Annotated in this window: 16 protein-coding genes; 12 read left to right on the top strand and 4 right to left on the bottom strand. The window is 41.4% G+C overall.

The features are described from left to right. Positions 1 to 4: 4 nt before the first annotated feature. Both NT175_13455 and NT175_13450 read left to right on the top strand, forming a co-directional pair. Entirely contained in the window at positions 5 to 1,780 is a 1,776-nt protein-coding gene (locus NT175_13455; GenBank protein ID MCX6235703.1) for a T9SS type A sorting domain-containing protein, read from the top strand. Positions 1,781 to 1,871: 91 nt separating this feature from the next. Next, entirely contained in the window at positions 1,872 to 3,971 is a 2,100-nt protein-coding gene (locus NT175_13450) for a carboxypeptidase regulatory-like domain-containing protein (GenBank protein ID MCX6235702.1), read from the top strand. Here the strand turns inward: NT175_13450 and NT175_13445 are convergent. From NT175_13445 to NT175_13435, 3 genes are all read right to left on the bottom strand, one after another. Continuing rightward, entirely contained in the window at positions 3,968 to 4,390 is a 423-nt protein-coding gene (locus NT175_13445; protein MCX6235701.1) for a hypothetical protein, read from the bottom strand. The two genes, NT175_13450 and NT175_13445, sit on opposite strands and share 4 nt — an antisense overlap. Before the next feature lie 144 nt (positions 4,391 to 4,534). Continuing rightward, on the bottom strand, positions 4,535 to 6,634 hold the full coding sequence (locus NT175_13440; protein MCX6235700.1) for a T9SS type A sorting domain-containing protein: 2,100 nt from the start codon (positions 6,632 to 6,634) through the stop codon (positions 4,535 to 4,537). Then, complete coding sequence (locus NT175_13435; GenBank protein ID MCX6235699.1) at positions 6,631 to 9,105, bottom strand: C10 family peptidase; 2,475 nt, start codon at positions 9,103 to 9,105, stop codon at positions 6,631 to 6,633. The genes NT175_13440 and NT175_13435 overlap by 4 nt, the downstream gene beginning before the upstream one ends. Before the next feature lie 162 nt (positions 9,106 to 9,267). Here NT175_13435 and NT175_13430 point away from each other — a divergent pair, with 162 nt between their 5' ends. The 9 genes from NT175_13430 to arsB all read left to right on the top strand — a co-directional run bounded on the left by NT175_13430 (position 9,268) and on the right by arsB (position 17,368). Beyond that, entirely contained in the window at positions 9,268 to 10,785 is a 1,518-nt protein-coding gene (locus NT175_13430) for a T9SS type A sorting domain-containing protein (GenBank protein ID MCX6235698.1), read from the top strand. 140 nt (positions 10,786 to 10,925) lie between these two features. Further along, positions 10,926 to 12,926: a urocanate hydratase gene (locus NT175_13425; protein MCX6235697.1), complete on the top strand. Its 2,001-nt coding sequence runs from the start codon at positions 10,926 to 10,928 to the stop codon at positions 12,924 to 12,926. Between the two features lie 138 nt (positions 12,927 to 13,064). Then, entirely contained in the window at positions 13,065 to 14,096 is a 1,032-nt protein-coding gene (locus NT175_13420) for a permease (protein ID MCX6235696.1), read from the top strand. Positions 14,097 to 14,106: 10 nt separating this feature from the next. After that, a complete protein-coding gene (locus NT175_13415; protein ID MCX6235695.1) occupies positions 14,107 to 14,412 on the top strand; it encodes a winged helix-turn-helix domain-containing protein in 306 nt (101 codons plus the stop codon). A 21-nt stretch (positions 14,413 to 14,433) separates the two neighbouring features. After that, positions 14,434 to 14,673, top strand: a complete 240-nt coding sequence (locus tag NT175_13410; GenBank protein ID MCX6235694.1) for a thioredoxin family protein — start codon at positions 14,434 to 14,436, stop codon at positions 14,671 to 14,673. 53 nt (positions 14,674 to 14,726) lie between these two features. Further along, positions 14,727 to 15,152 carry a nitrophenyl compound nitroreductase subunit ArsF family protein gene (locus NT175_13405; GenBank protein ID MCX6235693.1) on the top strand — a complete coding sequence of 142 codons (426 nt, stop codon included), beginning with the start codon at positions 14,727 to 14,729 and terminating at the stop codon, positions 15,150 to 15,152. 1 nt (position 15,153) lies between these two features. Continuing rightward, positions 15,154 to 15,855 (top strand): aromatic aminobenezylarsenical efflux permease ArsG family transporter, encoded by a 702-nt coding sequence (locus NT175_13400; GenBank protein MCX6235692.1) that lies wholly within the window; start codon positions 15,154 to 15,156, stop codon positions 15,853 to 15,855. A gap of 20 nt (positions 15,856 to 15,875) precedes the next feature. After that, a complete protein-coding gene (locus NT175_13395; GenBank protein ID MCX6235691.1) occupies positions 15,876 to 16,301 on the top strand; it encodes an arsenate reductase ArsC in 426 nt (141 codons plus the stop codon). 5 nt (positions 16,302 to 16,306) lie between these two features. After that, complete coding sequence (gene arsB, locus NT175_13390; protein MCX6235690.1) at positions 16,307 to 17,368, top strand: ACR3 family arsenite efflux transporter; 1,062 nt, start codon at positions 16,307 to 16,309, stop codon at positions 17,366 to 17,368. A 101-nt stretch (positions 17,369 to 17,469) separates the two neighbouring features. Here arsB and NT175_13385 read toward each other — a convergent pair whose 3' ends face one another. Continuing rightward, positions 17,470 to 19,131: a T9SS type A sorting domain-containing protein gene (locus NT175_13385; GenBank protein MCX6235689.1), complete on the bottom strand. Its 1,662-nt coding sequence runs from the start codon at positions 19,129 to 19,131 to the stop codon at positions 17,470 to 17,472. A gap of 272 nt (positions 19,132 to 19,403) precedes the next feature. On the opposite strand from NT175_13385, the gene NT175_13380 reads away from it, so the two are divergent. After that, positions 19,404 to 20,141 (top strand): T9SS type A sorting domain-containing protein, encoded by a 738-nt coding sequence (locus tag NT175_13380; GenBank protein ID MCX6235688.1) that lies wholly within the window; start codon positions 19,404 to 19,406, stop codon positions 20,139 to 20,141. Positions 20,142 to 20,181: the final 40 nt, after the last annotated feature.

The following is a 20,181-nucleotide window of genomic DNA, read 5'->3' as shown; positions in this document are numbered from 1 at the left end:
CATCATGAAAAAAATCTATTTTTTCCTGAGCGTAGTGATGTTACTCCCCTTTATCATACAGGCACAGTGGAGTAATGATCCAATGACTAACCTGGAGATCAAGAACTCCGGTGACTGGGAAGCAGTTCCTCATATCATTTCAGATGAGGGTGGATGCAGCTACATTTCCTGGTTCTCTGGTCTTGATCTGAACTTTAATGTGTATATGCAACGCCTGGATGCAGAAGGGAATAAGCTATGGGGTGAAGACGGTTTGTTGCTCAGCGACCACATAACAGACACATGGGTAACCGATTACAGCTTGACCATGGACCTTCAGGGAAATGCCGTATTAGCCACTCAGGATTTACGCACCGGCAACAGCAATGTTTTTGTATACAGGATGTCACCCGGAGGTGATTTGCTCTGGGGAGAGGATGGCCTGGCCATAAGCGATAACCTCGACTTCAATCCCTACCCAAAAGCACTGGTGACCGAATCAGGTGATATTATTTTTTCTTGGACACAGACCCCGTATGATACCACCCAGCCTTCAAGGATTGTGCTACAAAAGGTCACACCCGATGGGACAAAACAATGGGGCGACGGTATTGTCCTGCAGGATACCCTGCTTTACTTTTTTGACAGGATCCTGTTAACCGATGATGGCAATCTTCTGGTAGTATGGCAATATATGAGTCTTCCTCAGAATATTGTCCCGGGAGCACCCAACTATTACCATATCCGTGCACAGAAATTCAATATGGATGGCAGTGCCATCTGGCCTTCCCCTGTTCAGGTTGATACCGGGAATATGATGGATTTTCCTACTTTCTATACCACCACCCACCTGGCACCTGATGGAGAAGGCGGTGTGTTTATTTGCTGGATGACACCAATTTCTTCGACCAAGATTTCTGTTTTTATTCAGCGCCTTGATCAGGATGGGGGTTGGATATATGAAACGGGTCCATTGCAGGCCAGTGCCAATCCGGAGCATGATCAGGTCGAGCCTGTCGTGACAAAACTTCCGGATGACCAGCACCTCTATCTTTTTTGGAGGGAAATTTACTATGATAATATAAATTTGCGATATAGATACAGTGTATACGGACAGAAGCTTACCCCTGAAGGAGAAAGGATCTGGGGTGATCAGGGAAAACAATTTAATGACTTTGTTGAGGATTCAACATATTTCGATCTCGTAGTCAAACCTGGCAGCGATAATGACATGGCTATTTTTTATGCTCTTGAATACCTGTATATTCAGCCTTCCGATACGGCTATCAGGAACCATATATTCGCTTTCCGCATTGATTCCGACGGTCAGAATCTCTGGGGAGGGCAGCAGATTCTTTTATCGGGAACCGATGGGGAGAAATATGATATTGATGGTGGTGATTTTGCTAATGATCAATGGATCGTTGTCTGGAATGAAATGCGGGGTGAAACCGGAACTGAGTCCGATTTTGGTATCTATGCCCAGAACATACGAACGGATGGGTCATTGGGACCGGTTGCAATCCAGGAGGGTTCTTTAAATAAAACGATGCTGAGAGTTTATCCAAATCCAGTTACTGAGAAAACAACAATTGAACTTTTCCTTTCTGAAACTTCTGATTGTGAAGTATCTCTTTACAATATGCAGGGACAATATGTTTCTTGTCTTTTTATCGGACGTTTACCAGGTGGAAAGCATTTAACCAGCCTCGCTGGAACATCTCTTTTACCGGGGGTATACTGTGTTCATGCCCGGATAGGTGATACTGTTAAAAATGAGAAAATACTGATCATCCAGTAAATAAATTTGTTATTTGAAATTGTTGTCAATCAAGCGGTTTTATTAGTAATTTCGGATACTCAGTAAAAAAGTAGTACTTAATAATCTTATCATGAAAAATTTTTTCGTATTGATCATTTTATCCCTCTTCACAATCAGTCTGAATTCGCAAACTATAAATATTGATCCCGACACGCTGGAGGCGACACTTAATGTGAATAGCACTGTTACGGTTCACACCATCCTTTCGAATACGGGCAGCGACACGCTTACCTTCGCCTTTCCCGGTTATGGACAACGGGCTTGGGGTGGACCGGATGAATTTGGTTATTACTGGATCGACAGCGATGAAGAGGGCGGACCACCATGGGAATACAATGATATATCTGAAACAGGTTCACTTGTGGTAGGTATTGAAGATGATAACACAGTAGGACCATTCGAATTCGGCTTTGAATTTCCGTTTTACGGAGAAACAAAATCGCTTTTCTGGATCAACTCCAATGGATGCATTACTTTCACCGATCAGGAAATGCCTTATATCAACGATTCGATACCAACCAACAGCGACCTTGTCAGCTTCATAGCCTGGTTCTGGGATGACCTGAAACCTGTTGAGGGCTTGTCGAAGGTATATATAAAGCATTTTGATATGTATGTCATCATCCAGTTCAATAAATTCGTGCAGTACCTGGGCTCCGAAAGTTATATTTTTGGACAGGTGGTGATGAAATCAAACGGGGATATCCTTTTGAAATACCGGCATATTACCGGTGAATTCAATTCGTCGGCAGGGACGGTAGGTATACAATCACCTGATCCAGGCGTGGGCCTTCAAGTCGTTTGTGATGCTCCTTATCTCCACCCTGAGATGATTGTTCGTTTCGACTACCCCCGCACCTTTATAACATCTGTTGAGCCGGCATCGGCTTATCTTTTACCAGGTACCCAGGAAACGATATGGATAACCTATTGTTCTGAAGGTTATGAGCATGGGACCTATACAGCCAATCTCAGATGCGTGTCGAATGACCCTGTAAATCCTGAGACATATATTTACAATATCATGCATGTGGTAGCACCGGAACCGGCAGGATTCAAAGGCTACGTCACTGATGCAGCTTCAGGAGAAGCAATAAACGATGTAAAGGTCATTGCCGGCGAACAATACGTTTATACCAATGCTTCAGGATATTATGAGTTGCCACTGGAACATGGCACGTATACAGTTAAATTTTCAAGAGAAGGTTATGAAACCCTTATCGTAGAGGACACCGTGGCTGTACCGGGCTATTCGACACTGGATGTGGAATTGTCAGGATATTACTTTATTGTTGGCCGTGTATGGGCCGGCGAGAACTGGCTGGAAACAGGATTCGCATACGGTTTTAAGATGCTGGAAGGTTATGTGGTAGATGTATATGCCGAAATGATAGCTGGTGAGGGTTACTATGAGTTCAGCGGGCTGACGGCAGCACAGTATATAATTAAAGCTGAACCAAGCCCAAATTCAGCCTATTATGGCCTTTACCTTCCGACGTATTATGGCGATGTCCTTCATTGGGAGGATGCAACGGTCATTAACCTGACACAAAATACCGACGGTGTTCATATCCACCTTGTGCCTGTAAGCATCCCTCCGCAGGGACCCGGATCAATAAGCGGTCAGATCCTGACCGGAGCCTTCACCCCCACAGCGGCAAATATCCCGGTCATACTACAGTCTGCCACCACCGACTTCGTGGCAATGAACTACTCCGGCAGCGACGGGTCATTCTATTTTTCAAACCTTGCATTCGACACTTACAAGCTCTTTGCCGAAATACCCGGCAAGTCCATTGTACCTATGTCTATCGTGCTTGATGAGGGAAATACCACGGTCAGCGACATAACCATGATGATACTCGATGAATCCATCATTTTCGTGGGTATCAATGATCCGGATATGTCAGGCACATATTCTTCGGTATATCCAAATCCAGCCACCGACAGAATATCCTTAGACTATCAAATGAAGTCACCATCTGTTCTGACCGTATCTCTTCTGGATCACACAGGAAGAATGATCACCAGCAGGGCAATATCATGTGATGCCTCCGGGAATATATCGCTGGATATCAGAGATTTACCTGCAGGAATATATTATGTAAGGCTCATGACTCACCAGGGTGGTCAGTCAGTGAAGATGTTCAGCAAAGTCAGCCGAAATTAAGCGGCCACTTTCTTCTGAAAGCCAAGGACCCATCCGATAATACCTCCGATGATCCCGCCAAAAGCGGTGTTGACTATAATATCCACAATGATCGAAGTAGGGGTGTAGAGGTTCATACAGGCAAGTAAATAGAAGTCCATTGACAGGATGATCAGGAAAGTCACCAGCATCCCTCCAAGCAACCCTTTAACGATTGTTTTTATCCCTGCCCAGCGTTGGAAAATGAATGCCAGCAGAAACGCATTAGCCAGGTTAGCTATTATCATAAGAATAATGTTGGGCATTTCTCTCATCAGCCCAGCATATTGCGTTGTGTTGGCTTCATAATAGTTCATCAGCAGGACGCCGAATATCAGCCAGCCAAGGAAGAAGGAAACGATGCCGCCCACAAGGGTAGCGATGATAAGTCTTGTGTTCATAGGTTTAAAGTTTTTTGGTTAACACTTGCAAGATAATACTTTTTTTTAAATAATGAGTATTTATTTTGACGGAAATCATCCGGAAACTACATTTTTTCCCAACCTTCAGAAGCATGTTCGGCAAAGATTAATCATAAAGCACAATCACCATTTATGTTTTACGATTTTAGTCGTATAAAAAGCATTTCCCTCATGAATACAAAGGATATAAACGCCATTCATTAAATTGGCAATAGAAATATCATGCAAATTACCAACTTGAAGCTGTCCGGTCTGTAACTGTTCTCCCAGGATATCATAAATAGCATATTCGGTTTTATTGGACATCGTTTTATATTTCAACATGAAATGATCCTGTGCGGGATTGGGATAAACGTATGGCTGCTTTGAAATGTCCTTTTTGTGTTCCACCTCTGAAAAGCTGCTCCCGCATGGCGTACTATCATTCAGAAACGCCTGCCTGATCACATCTATGCGTTGCTTCATAACTTCTATTGCCGCATGTTGGTCTGGGTTAATATAATCCCTGCCGAACACGAATGCAATGTCGAGTTCCTGTTTTTCCGAAGTCTTGAAAGTAAAAGGCCCCATGATACTCACACCTTCCACATCATCAGGAACTAAACCGGCTGTTTCTTGTGTCCAGTCAACAGGTCCGTTGGGCAAAACACATCCACAGCCCCAGTTTAATGCATCGGTTGTTCCAGGGTACATAAAACGACATGATGGTCCATAAGCTCCTCCCTCCGGACGACCATTTCCACCGTACAACACGTTTACTGAGTCTTTCCAGATTCCATTTAATAATAAATAATAGGAATCAGCAAAATATGGCCATAAATTATAAAAATCACTCTGCAGGCCTATAAATCCGGTCATGCCATACCGTTCATTATCAACGATGTCATCATTGAAGTTAAGTCCATTTATGCTTTCATTACACAACTGATTTCCATCCAAATCAGTTTTAGGATTATCAGAACCATCAGGATCAATAAAAGGTCCTCCAAGAATTGTGGTGGACTGTGCAGGTGGATTAAGCCCGTAGGCAATAATTTCACCATTGCCATCAACCGAAGTCCCGTTATAGACAAAAAATGAGTTTCTCGAAACATCTGAACCGATATAATCATCTCCACTGATACCAATATCCATATCCGTCAAGACGCCGATATAAGTATTATAGTAAGTTGTTGGAGAATGGTTAATAATATTATAATGTAAAAATATTGAATTATAGAAAGAGGAGTCTTGAGGGCAGTCAAATCCATAAGCCATTCCATGAATTTCGATACCTAATTTTTCTCCGTAAGAGGCTTGATGTTCACACCTGTCATCATTAAAAATGAAAAAGATCGCCTGGTCTCCTTTTATTAGTGGATAATCTCCATCTAAAGGATTGTATAATCCATCTTTAGTTCGATTAAAAAACGGAGCCAACTGAGAAGCCTGACCTATCGAAGTATCGCCGTTTCCTGGCCATGTCCGTATTTCTTCAATTGGATTATAGTCTTCCTCCCACCAGTGAGCTTTATGATAATCGATATCTGGTTTATTCAGTTTCCATACACGATTCCATAGGCTGTCATAAGTGATTGAATAATAGATACTATCAGTAACCGGTCCTGGTTTGAAATCAAAATAATTATAATAAAAGTAAGGGAATCCCCGATGCCATTCTGCCGCCAAATGTAGATTTCCTATCTCATCCAGACCCCCTATCCAAAATGATGTTGAAAATAAAGTGCCTTTACCACTGCCTCTGGGAATTTCGCAGGAGTGTAATTCTGGTTCTGCGGAATTCCATTTGTAATCCCAGAAATGTTCTCCGAAAGCATTTATCCTTGCCTTATAATTATTGATATCAAGGAAGGCGAAGTTTTTATTTTCAACGGTGATATATAAATAAGCCAGTTCAGAAAACAAACCATTATTAACATCTAATATTTTGTAACTGATGGTGTCAACTCCTGAAAAATAAAAGTAGGATGTATATGTAATGCAGCTATCATTGAAACTTTTAATTCCATTGCCAGGTACATAAACCGCAAAAATTTTAATTGTATGACCATATTGACCATAATCATTGACAAGTACATTAATTGTAACGGGGTACTCGACATAGGTAGCGGCATAATCATTGGCAGCTACCGGAGGTTTTTCCTGGGCAATAGCCAGCGAATACACTAACATTAGATAGGCCAGCAGAAAAACCGGAGTATAATTGATACCACAAATTTTCATTTTATAACCACCTTTCTGGATATTAGATCATTGTCGGTTATTATTTGCAACAAATAGATGTTTTTCGAAAAGGAATGAACATCGATGATACGAGTGAATTTTCCTTCAGCCTTTTTAAATTCACTCGAATAGACCACCTCACCTTTTAATGAGATAAGCCTGATAAACAAATCCTTTTCATCCCTTAAATGGAATGAAAGAAATAGTTTTTCATTGGATGGATTAGGAAAAACAGAGAGATCCTGAATCGTTGCCCACCTATCAATTCCGGTATTTGAAGATGTATAGCAAGCTTCCCAGCCGTCATATACTATGGAATAATCAGCCAAAAACCGGATCAGCATTTTACCATTGCCGGCAACAACCGGATCAGGAATCTCAAATCCTGTGCATCGTGCAAGCAATGTAGCCGGAGTTGTGGTGGGATCATAGATCTCAACCTTGTCATAATTGTGTTCCAATTCAAACTTTAAGAAGTTAAGTTGAATAATCTTCTTATCTATCGGTTCAATAAGCCAGTAACATTCGGTGTCATTAATATATTTTTTTAATCCGCTACCATCGCCAAGAGTATCAGTTTCACGAGTCAAATATGTTGTGTCATGGCAATAAACCGGAAACACAGAGTTGTATTTAATCCTCCAGCCCTTTCCTGTGATGCTGTCGTTGGAGGAGAAATTAATAAGTATCTTATCTCCTGTTGATTGCATAGGTGGGGGTGTCGTATGACCTGAAAACATGCCGAGCACAGGATCATTTTCCGTTGCACCGTTATAAATGGTTACAACATCTTTATCCGTCTCCGTATTCAGTGAGATAAACCTTAAGTCGATGGATGAAACAGAATCATGTTCATTATCTTTTGGTGCGATTAACCATTTGCATTCTGTATTGTTGGTATATTGATATGGCCCGCTGCAATCCTCAAAGGATAAGGCAAGGGAAGTAACTGTAGTTAATGAATCGCAGAATGGCTCTGATCTGCCGTAATAGGTAGCCTGCCAGCCGGAAGCAGTAGTGCTGTCGTCAGATGTAAAAACCAAAAGTAACTTGTTGTTTTCTGTAGTTATTACATCAGGTATGGATGAACCCGAAAACGTCCTGATAATAGGATCAGAAATCGTTGCACCATTATAAACGGTAAGAAAATCATGATCGGGTTCTGTGTCAAGATAGGTAAATTTCAGCTCGATATTATTGATCGATGTATCTTCAGGTGAGATGAGCCATCTGCAGCTTGAATTGTCAGGATAATCCTTTGGTCCGCTGCCATCTTCAAAAGAACCAAACTTCATTTTCAGGGTATCCGTACCATCGCAATAATAAGGATATTCTCCTTGTGGATAAATGTTAATAACCGCATTCTGATCAGAAGTGAAATTATATCCACCGGGATTAAGATTATCGAGATAAAAATAGCCATTACAATCGCCGCTCCATCCCCAATTAAAATGGAAGAAATCATCACCTTGGTATCCGTCACAAACAAATGAATGTCCTGACCAGCCATAGGATCCTTTGTATATCATTGGCTTGTGATTGTCGAGGTTGTCTTTAAGAAGTTCCTTCCAATTTTCAGTGGTGTCTTTTTTGATAAACAGGATTTCGGGTGAGTAGTTAAAATAGGTGACCAGGGCATCAACTGTTTTCTCAGTTGTTGTTCCCGAAGATTGAGAGCCGTAATTCATATCTGTAGCGACACCACAATGAAATATCAATTCGGCAATGGCAGGATTGCTTTCATTGTAAATAAAGTTGAGCATTTGATCCCATTTGTATTCCGTATTCTCAAAGTCGGCAGAAATAAGACCATAGGTTGGGCTTACATAACCGTGTGAGCCTGTGCCTTTCAGAGGGTACCTGAAATAATACATGACCTGGGCCATGGCGACTGCCACACATCCGGCAGGAGCATGTCCATCAATACCGGCTGAATCTGCCGGGCACATCTCATTATAATAGTTATTCTGACTCCAGGTTGCGGTGAGTAGAGGATTGACTGTTGTCAATTTAACACGATACCCGTATGAATTAAAAGTGTCCGACGAATAATAATCCCAGGTATCTTTTATGGCTTTTGTCGATGAAAGTCCTTTTTCTCTTGCATTGAGGATTTGCTGCTCATAATTATTCATCCACTCCGTAAAGGCAATATTTTGATTTTCCGGGATATAGGGATTGTCAAATGAGTAACCCAAAACCGGGTATACGTTATCTTCGGATGATACAATGATAAAGCCATGACCACTAAAAGAAAAAACATAATAAGTAGCTCTTCCATCGGCATATTTAATGAATGAATTTGAAATCCTTAGTGAAAAGTAATCCACCTTGCTAACCTGGTCTATCCTTTCAAAATAAAAATTAATGGCCATTTTTTTAGCAGTCAGGGAGTCGACGGGATTTGCAAAAAGGGGATAGGAATTAATAAGTGTATAAATTATAACCAATGAAGTAATAAAAGATCTCATTAAGATATCTGTATACAAGTAAGATATAAAATTACAAAATAATGATCTTATATGCTATTATTAAGAATAATAAAAAATCACCCACGACTTAAGTCGTGGGTGAGATAAATAGGTTAAAATGTGTTATATTTGTGATTATTTCGCCCTAATTATATCCTAATCATGAAAAAGACATCACTCATTCTTACTTTCATTTTAGCACCGATTACATACTGTCTTTCCCAAAATTACCAATGTGTTTATGAGGGAGGGGAATTCGATTACATCGACCAGGCCAATAACATTAAAGCCATCCGTATCGATTCTGTCACAACAATTGGAACCAACATATATTATCATAATTTTTGTACGATACGCCTCAGTACGGAGTTCCCGTGGTGCTATAGTCCATATAGTGCTTCATGGATTGGAAAGTACGTTGTTGTCGATCCCGACGGTTATAACTATTTTTTCAACATCGATGAAGATACCATCAAGATCAACACCCTGGCCGTTTTAAATGAAAATTGGATTTGTTACCGATTTGATAATAATGATTATGTCGAAGCCACGGTTGTTTCAATCGATACCCTCTCCTTCATTGGAATTACCGATACGGTTAAAACCATTCAATTCCAGGCGAAAGATGGTTCGGGTAATCCCATGAGTCATCCTGTCAATGATTACCAATTAAAACTCAGTAAGGAGCATGGGTTGATTCAACTGGTCAATTTCATTGTTTTTCCCGACCTGTGGACTTCATGGCCCAACGAGGATTACCTTGAATCGTTCATGCTGTGTGGTATGAGCAATCCCCAAATAGGCAGGACGAACATCACCTTTAGAGAGGTTATTGATTATGATGTTGGCGATGAGTTTCACATATCTGAATATTTTCACGCATCGAATTCGCCACCTTATTATGTGACAGATAACATTTTAGCTATCCTTAAAGTGATCGATAAGATGAATTCTCCCGGTGAGGATACAGTATTTTATACATATCACAGGATAATGAGTCATTCCCGTGAATCAACCGATACCAGTTTTGTCGATATTTACAACGACACCATTGTTGAAACGATCAATTTTAATTCGCAGGAAGCCATTGATTTTTCTTATCTGCCCGATGAATCCGTGATCCCTGGCAATGACATAGGCATCTATTTCATGAGAATGATCAAACCGGATGTAGCCAATGGCCGGACTGAAAAAATCGCATCTTCTACGGGTTGGTATGGATTTTATGAAGACACTTGCTGGACTGAAATTTCGTGGGACGGTTGTTTTCCTGACTACGAGTATATCCAGGGATGCGGTGGCCCCTATTATTGGTGTGTTTTCGGTTTCAATGAAGAAAGAAGACAATTATTATTTTTTCAAAAGGGTGAGGAAATATGGGGTACACCCCTTGATCCCAGTGTTATTCTCGGGATTGATAACACGATGTTGGACGGAGAGTGTCATGTAACGATCGTTCCTAATCCCATGCATAATGAAGCTGTCATAAAGATTGAAGATGGAACGGATTTCCCGTACCTGATTGAATTCTATGATGTTCTGGGTAATAGATTGGCTGAAATGGATGTGCCTTCTGTAAGTACACCCCTTCCGGGTACAATCCTGAAACCCGGCATCTATATTTATACCCTTACCGGCCAACACGGTTCCGTCATATCAGGTAAACTAATAGTTCAATAAGGTCGTGCGATAATGAATTTATATATCTCACCCATGACTTAAGTCATGGGATTATGACTTAAGTCGTGGGCTAATAGCCTATTTAATTCATCAATAATTTTTTAATTTTGCCTCTTACTCCATCTCAAATTATATTTTCAATGAACCTGACCGATTTCCAGAACGCGATCCTCCGGGGCATTCCTGATGGGCTTCCCCATCCAAAGCCCTTTGATCCTGAGATTAATCACGCACCAGTCCGAAAGGATATTCTTACATCTGAAGAAAAGAAACTGGCTCTCCGTAATGCACTGCGCTATTTTGATAAAAAGCATCATGCTATACTCGCTCCGGAGTTTGCAGAAGAATTGAAGAGACACGGCAGGATATACATGTACCGCTTCCGGCCGGAATATAAAATCATGGCAAGACCGCTGAGTGATTACCCACATAGGTCAATACAAGCTGCTGCCATCATGCTCATGATCTCCAACAACCTCGATGAAGCAGTCGCCCAGCACTCACATGAGCTGATCACCTATGGCGGCAATGGCGCGGTGTTCCAGAACTGGGCGCAATATCTGCTGACGATGAAATACCTGGCTGTGATGACAGATGAGCAGACTTTGGCCATATATTCCGGCCATCCGCTTGGCTTGTTCCCATCCCATAAAGAAGCTCCCCGTGTGGTGGTCACAAATGGCATGGTCATACCTAATTATTCCTCCAAAGATGATTATGAACGCTTCAATGCACTTGGTGTATCGCAGTATGGCCAGATGACAGCCGGATCATACATGTATATTGGTCCGCAGGGCATCGTTCACGGCACTACCATCACTGTGATGAATGCAGCACGCATGCTGAAAAAAGGTGATATAAGTGGAATGGTATTCGTCACATCCGGACTTGGCGGCATGTCGGGAGCACAGGCCAAAGCATCTGTCATTGCCGGCGCCATCGGTGTTATCGCCGAAGTCAATCCCAAAGCCATTAAAACACGTCACAGCCAGGGCTGGCTGGATGAGGTGTTCACGAACCTCGATAAGCTGATTGACCGCATTCACACTGCACGAACAAACAAAGAAGCTGTTTCATTGGGTTATCAGGGTAACGTGGTTGATTTGTGGGAAAAGCTTGTTTCCAAAGATTTCGATGTCGAGATGGGATCCGATCAAACCTCATTGCATAATCCCTATGCAGGTGGTTATTATCCTGCCGGTCTCACCTTTGATCAATCCAATGCAATGATGGCCCGGCAGCCTGAAAAGTTCAGGGAAGAAGTCCAGGAATCTTTACGGCGACAGGTGAAGGCCATCAACAAAGTATCAGAATGGGGGATGTATTTCTGGGATTATGGCAATGCTTTCCTTCTGGAATCGGGCAGGGCAGGTGCCGATATTTTCATGCCAGATGGCAGGTACAAGTATCCATCGTATGTTGAAGATATCATGGGTCCACTATTTTTTGACTATGGTTTCGGACCTTTCAGATGGGTTTGCACATCCTGTGATCCGAAGGATCTGGAGGTCACCGACTGTATTGCAGCTGATGTTCTGTCGGATATTGCCCAAATAGCTCCACCCGAAATTCTTGGACAATTAAACGATAATATTCACTGGATACGCGAAGCCAGGAAAAATAAAATGGTCGTCGGCTCGCAAGCACGCATCCTGTATGCCGATGCGGAAGGCAGGATAAGGATAGCAGAAGCATTTAACAAAGCTGTCAGAGATGGGATAGTCTCTGCTCCGATAGTTCTGGGAAGGGATCATCATGATGTGTCGGGCACCGATTCACCTTTCAGGGAAACAGCCAATATATACGATGGCTCACGTTTCACAGCTGATATGGCAGTCCAGAATGTGATTGGCGATGCCTTCCGTGGTGCAACATGGGTGTCGCTGCACAACGGTGGTGGTGTGGGCTGGGGTGAAGTGATCAACGGCGGCTTCGGTATGGTACTGGATGGAACTGATGATGCAACCCGTCGGCTTAAAATGATGCTCCACTGGGATGTGAATAACGGCATTGCACGCCGCAGCTGGGCACGGAATGAAGGCGCCATTTCATCCATACTACGGGCCATGCAGCAGGAATCCAGTCTTATAGTTACCATTCCAAATAAAGTTGATGATACTTTACTAAATGGTTTAGTATAAAATGGAGTAAGCTTCATTTTATCCCGCATTTCTTCACTGAAACATTCAAAATAGTAAAAATTTGTCCAAATTTTTTTGAATTTGATATTGTTCGTATTTTTGCGATATACGATAAACTAAAATTTTGCTTTTTCATTCATGAAAGTAATTCGGAGTGACCGTCTCAGATTATTACTGCCTCTCTTACTCTTGCCTGTCTGGATAATTTTATACCGGTATCTGAAACCTCTTACAGATTTTATTGTTTATGATGCCTTCGGAATGTTAGAAGGAAAACGCCTGACAGAGGCATTACGTTTTTTTCTTTATGAGTTTCCTAAGGTGCTCCTTCTATTGACCCTGATCATTTTTTTCGTTGGTATCATCCGGTCATATTTCTCTCCTGAGCGCACACGCAAATTTCTGGAAGGGAAATCGCATTTCACCGGCAACATTCTGGCAGGAGGTTTAGGCATTGTGACGCCATTCTGTTCATGTTCAGCCATTCCCTTATTCCTTGGATTTGTCGAATCAGGCGTACCTCTTGGTGTAACCTTTTCGTTCCTTATTGCAGCACCGATGATCAACGAAGTTGCAGTTGTCCTGTTATTCGGAATGTTTGGCTGGAAAACAGCCTTTATTTATGTCGGGATGGGACTGATAATAGCTATTCTTTCAGGCTGGGTGATAGGAAAACTGAGGCTTGAAAAATGGGTTGAAGATTGGGTATATGTTACAAAATTTGGCGGAAGTGCAGATGCCGAGGAAAAATTGAAATTTTCGGAAAGGATTCAGTATGGTCAAAATGCAGTAAAGGAAATCGTATCAAAAGTTTGGGTTTATATTGCTATTGGAATTGTAGTCGGAGCATTTGCCCATGGTTATGTTCCTGAAAATTTCATGGCATCGCTTATGGGCAAATCGGTATGGTATTCCGTTCCCATATCGGTGTTAATAGGCATACCTTTATATTCAAACGCTGCGGGCATAATCCCGATCGTGTCCGTATTAATAGAAAAAGGAGCATCTCTGGGTACCTCACTGGCATTCATGATGTCGGTAATCGGTTTATCACTTCCGGAAATCATTATTCTTAAAAAAGTGCTTAAATACCCGTTGATTTTCACTTTTATAGGTATTGTTGCCATTGGTATCATGATTGTTGGCTATTTATTTAACTTTATCTTTTAATAAAAGGAATATGACACATCCCGCAAGCACTGCATATACTGATAATGAAATACAAATAGCCAGATTTGCAAAGGCTTTGGGCCATCCGGCTCGAATTGTTATTATGAAACATCTGCTTTCACTCGACACTTGTTGCTTCAGTGAAATACTGAAAGAACTTCCTATTGCCCAGGCTACAGTTTCACAACATCTGAATGAATTAAAGGAAGCCGGCCTTATTCAGGGAAATATCGAGCCTCCCAAAGTAAAGTATTGTATCAACAGGGAAAATTGGGCTATCGCTCAAAAGTTGTTTTCTGAATTTATTGATCATTAAGAATTATAAAATTGTATCATTATGGAAATAAAAGTTTTAGGTACCGGTTGTGCCAATTGTAAAAATCTCGAAAAATTGACCCTTAAAGCACTTGACGAGATGGGAATGAACACCCCTGTTATAAAAGAAGAGGACATCATGAAGATCATGTCATATGGGGTAATGCGCACACCCGCATTGATCATTAATGAAAAGGTCGTTGTGTCAGGTCGTGTACCTTCGGTGAAAGAACTAAAAGAGATTATCGGCAGGGAAATTTAATGGATGAAATATGAAGGATGAAAAATGAAATATTAAACATTAAATTATAGCATATGAGAAAGTTTTTGATTTTGATAAGTCTGATGTTGTTCAGCTGTTTCAGTTTGGTGACGGTCGGTTCTATTAGTGTTCCAGGCAATAATAATCCTGTTCTGGAGGTTTATTATTTCCATGGTACATACCGATGTCCAACATGTCTCTCAATCGAGGAAAATACGATCAATACTATTGATACGTATTTCAAAAATGAATTGGACAATGGAACGATCAGGTTGAAAATATTGAACTTTGATGATAAGGAGAATAAAAGCCTTGTCGAGAAATACGAGGTATATGGATCTACATTGCTTTTGATAAAAATTGCTGACGGAAAGGAAATAAAAGAGGATATGACCAATTTTGCTTTCTCTTATTCACGGAATGAACGCGAAAAGTTTATCGGGGGCCTGAAGGATAAAATTACTGAAATGCTGAAATAGTATGCACTCTTTGCAATCGTTGCTGGATAACACAACTATTCCGGTTGTTTATGCTTTTCTGCTGGGATTGATGACCGCTATCAGCCCATGCCCGCTGGCGACGAATATTACAGCTATAGGGTACATCAGCAAAGACATTGATAACAGGGTAAAAATCTTCATAAATGGTTTGTTGTATACCCTGGGCCGCGCAATCAGTTATACCTCTTTAGGACTGATACTTTATTTTGGCGCCAGTAAGTTCCACGTTGCCCGATTTTTTCAAATTTATGGTGAGAAACTACTGGGACCTTTGCTCATCATATTCGGAATACTGTTGCTTAATGTGATCAGGATCAAGCTTCCGGGCTCAGGTAAATGGGCAGATAAATTCCAGCAAGTGAGTGGAAAAAACAGAAGCTGGAGTGCCTTATTCCTGGGGATCATCTTTGCACTGGCCTTTTGTCCATATAGCGGGGTGCTTTATTTTGGAATGCTGATACCTATGACCATTACCAGCCCATCAGGCCTTTATCTCCCCTTGGTTTTTGCTGTTGCCACCGGCTTACCTGTCATCATCATTGCATGGCTCCTTGCATACAGTATATCAAGTATAGGCAGTTTTTACAATAAACTCAGGGTCTTCGAAAAATGGTTCAGGATCGTGGTTGCTGCATTATTCATTGGTGTCGGCATCTATTATTCCATTATTTTTCTTTTATAAACTTACATTTATATGTAAAAATGAATATCAGGATTCTTATACTTTGCACCGGTAACAGCTGCCGCAGCCAGATGGCGGCAGGATTTTTAAAATCCTTTAAAAAAAATCTGGAAGTCTTTTCTGCCGGGACTGAACCCACTGCAGAGATCAACCCTTATGCTGTCAGGGTGATGCAAGAAAAGGGCATTGATATCAGTACGAACCGGCCTAGGAATGTTGATGAATTCACATCACAGCCATTTGATTACGTCATCACTGTATGTGACCATGCGAAAGAAACATGCCCGGTTTTTACAGGTCAGGTAAAGCACAGGCTTTATATTGGATTTGAAGATCCGACTGATTTCGCCGGCAGTGAGGAGGCAACAATGGCTGTTTACAGAGAGATACGCGATCAGATAGAAATCCAATTCAATAAGTTTTTGCAGGAACATTTAAAAGATTGACAATTATGGCATCCATTACAAAAAGATTATCCTTTCTTGACAGGTACCTCACATTATGGATATTCCTGGCGATGTTCGTCGGCGTCTTTTCAGGTTATTTCTTTCCTCTGATAAAGGATTTCTGGGGACAATTCCAGTCGGGAACAACTAATATTCCTATTGCCATTGGCTTGATCCTCATGATGTATCCGCCATTGGCAAAAGTCAGATATGAAGAAATGGGCGATGTTTTCCGGAATTATAAGATACTGTTTTTGTCCCTGATACAAAACTGGCTTATCGGGCCGGTTCTGATGTTTCTTCTGGCCATCATTTTTTTAAGGGGTTATCCCGAGTATATGGCGGGGCTGATTATCATTGGCCTGGCACGGTGCATAGCCATGGTCATCGTATGGAATGACCTGGCCAAGGGCGACAGGGAATATGCTGCCGGCCTGGTCGCATTTAATTCAATTTTCCAGGTAATTTTCTTCTCCTTTTATGCTTACGTTTTCCTCACCTTAGTTCCGTCATGGCTGGGAATTAAGACATTTACCGTGGACATCACGATCGGACAAATTGCCAAAAGCGTTTTTATTTATCTCGGCATTCCATTTCTGGCGGGCATCATCACCCGCTTTACATTGTTAAAGATCAAAAGTAAAGAATGGTATGAAAGACGGTTTATTCCGAAAATTAGTCCTGTCACACTCATTGCATTACTCTTTACTATTGTCGTCATGTTCTCGCTTAAAGGCGAGTATATTGTAAAAATTCCCCTTGATGTTGTGAGGATAGCTATACCATTGATCATTTATTTTGTGGTGATGTTTCTTGTCTCCTTTTTCATGGGAAAAAGAACAGGAGCAGGATATGCCAAAACCGTGACCATTTCGCTGACAGCGGCAAGCAATAATTTTGAGCTGGCAATAGCTGTGGCTGTGGCCGTTTTCGGGATCAACTCCGGCGAAGCCTTTGCAGCGGTTATCGGTCCATTGGTCGAAGTGCCTGTGATGATCGGGCTGGTTAACGTCGCCTTGGCTTTTCAGAAGAAATATTTCCCTGAATTCGGAATTAATAAAGCATGAGAAGAATATCTTCTGGATAACATTAAAAATCTCTGTGTGCCTCTGTGCACCTCTGTGTTACTTCGTGGTTATAATAAATAACCACAAAGGGTCACGGAGGACTATTTTATAACAGAGAACTTCTTAGTCACAACCTTTTCACCTATGACAAGCCTGATAAAATAGATGCCGGGCTGCAGTTCATCACTGTTTATTGTGGTTGTGTGCTCACCTGCCGGAAGGCTGCCAGGGTTGTTTTCAAGAATCATTTCTCCCATGAGGTTATAAACAGCCAGTTTAACCGTTTCTGTTTTCCTGAGGCTGAATGACAGAGCAGTTGAACCATGGGATGGATTGGGATAAATGTTAAGCTCATTGGCAACTGATCCATCCCTTATTGCATCAATAAGCGTCCAAAACTGGGTTATTTCCATTGAACCAAACTCTTGGCCCAGACGAAGGAGTATATCATAATCATCAAAAAGTCTATAGAATCCAATACCTTCACCACAACAAATGCCATCTCCACCTGTATCATGAATGATAAAGGCGAAACAATCAGATTCTAAATTGAATGTATCTTTCAGGAAATGATTTGCCTGTCCCGGGAACGGCCCCTTTGAATAGAGGATATCTCCGGATGAGTTGATAACCTCATAGGTCGTTTCCTCGGGTTTACCATCAAGTCTGAGATTTAGATATATAGGCCCCATATAGGCATTGGCAGAAACGAAACTGATGCCAATGGTGTCATTGTTCGGATACTGGTCAGGATTACCATTTGGATAATCAGAATAAATCTGAATAGTATTGTTGGGCTGGACATCAAAGCTGATTTCAGGAAGTGTGATGGCTTCTGTCTGGGGATAGCTAAGGTTCCCAGTCCATGCATATGTACTCAAAGGACCATTATTCACGTTATAGTTAAGACCGAGAGATAGAAGAGGGTCATTAGCATTGTTCCGGATAGTAATTATAGGGGAAAGCTTCCCGGTGCAATTTTCCTGTCCAATGTTATCAAGCCCGATAATTGAAGCATCATAGGCATAGGCTGCATTAAAATCCATCAGGTTCTTCTTTGTGCCTTGCAGCACCTCTTTGGATGTCACGTCCTGAACGAAAACCACCAGTTCGCAGTTTTCAGGTATCCATGATGGATTCAGCGAGAACGATTTATTTACAACCTGCGTATTGCCGCTGCCAAAGTTCAGCGCAGTACCATACTGGTTGGGAATCATCAGTCGTTCAACATAATTCAGCTCTGTAAGCCCCTGCCAGTTCTGAGCAATGTCCGACTGTGTAAGCACCATATGGAGAACCATGTTAGTACTGGAAACAGATGCTACTTTTTCAACAGTGACCGTAATGTCGAAATCAATTAATCCTGAATTAACACCCTGAACATCCAGAGTGAAAGAAGAAGCAATAGCGATCCTCTGGTTATATTTTGGGAGATAGTAGGAGTACATGCTCTGGGTTTGGTATCCTCCGACAACCTCCAAAACACCGTCGAAATGCGCTGTGGGATAGCTGGTCAAAGCGTAATAGACATCATTGCGGTAGTTGGAATAGGCATTTGCATAGGCATCACCGTTGTGATATTCGATGATAGCTACCTGTTTACCATTGGCAATGAGGTCATCAGCACCCAGTGCTGCTCCCGGGCAAAACTGACACCATGTGCCGGTGCCGATTTCAACGACCACCTTGTCGCGGGCTACTTGCTGGGCAATGGCAATTAGTGATATAAAAGTCAATGAGAAAATAAAACTGAGCTTTTTCAAAATGTTTCTAAGGGTTTGATTTGGTTGCTTATTCAAATAATGGATGATGTTCAAAATAAAGCAATAAGAGTAAATATGTTCTTCAAAAGTGGATGAATTTAAGTTATTTAATATGAATAATCCGGGTACTGGCCTGATTATGGCGTACAAAAATAATGTAAAATCACTTATCTGTTAAAATTTCATAAAGAATCGCAGATCTGTAAATAAATATAGGAAAATGTATAATTTTGTGTCTGAAAATGTTCTGTAATACTGTAAATAATGGTTTTATGAAGGAAATATTACTACTTATCGCTTGCACAGGTATTTTATCTTTAGCTGTCTCCTCCCAATCATTATCGCTATCATGGGAAGATGGAGATATACCTGATAAATCTGAATTTCCTATTTTGGTAAATCCACCGGTTGATGTGATTAATGCTTACATTTATATAAAGAATACCACAGGTGAAAGCATTGACATAAAGGTTAAAAAGATCGTACAGGATACTATGCCTGGTACGACCAATACTTTCTGCTGGGGTGGATCATGTTATCCTCCCACTACTTATGTTTCCCCTGGTTCGACGACGATCGGACCGGGTATAACCAATACGACTGATTTCAGCGGCGATTATTTCTGTAACGGAGTTCTGGGAACATCAAAGATCTGGTATGTGTTTTTTGATGAGCGCGACCCGAATGACAGCGCCAGCGTGCTGGTTAATTTTATTGCAGGATATGCCGGACTGACTGATGATCTTAAGAAGAAAATTGAACTTTCGGAAGCCTTTCCCAATCCTGCAAGCAATTCTACATCATTCAATTATTCATTGCCATCCGGGATAAAGAACGGCTCCCTTGTCGTTCGCAATCTCCTGGGATCAAAGGTTAAAGAAACAATTATTACAGGTCAGCAGGGCAAATTTGTCCTGAATACCTCTGATCTTCAAAAGGGTATTTATTTATATTCTTTGATCGTTGATAATCAAACCATTCTAACAAGGAAGCTCCTTGTAAACAGATGATATTTTATATAAGAGTCTCTTTGGCTAAAGAGGCTGTCTC

This window comes from Bacteroidota bacterium, from assembly GCA_026391695.1.
Taxonomy (GTDB): domain Bacteria; phylum Bacteroidota; class Bacteroidia; order Bacteroidales; family JAGONC01; genus JAPLDP01.
Note: the sequence above shows the minus strand (reverse complement) of the source record. Positions and strands in the feature narration are given on the sequence as shown.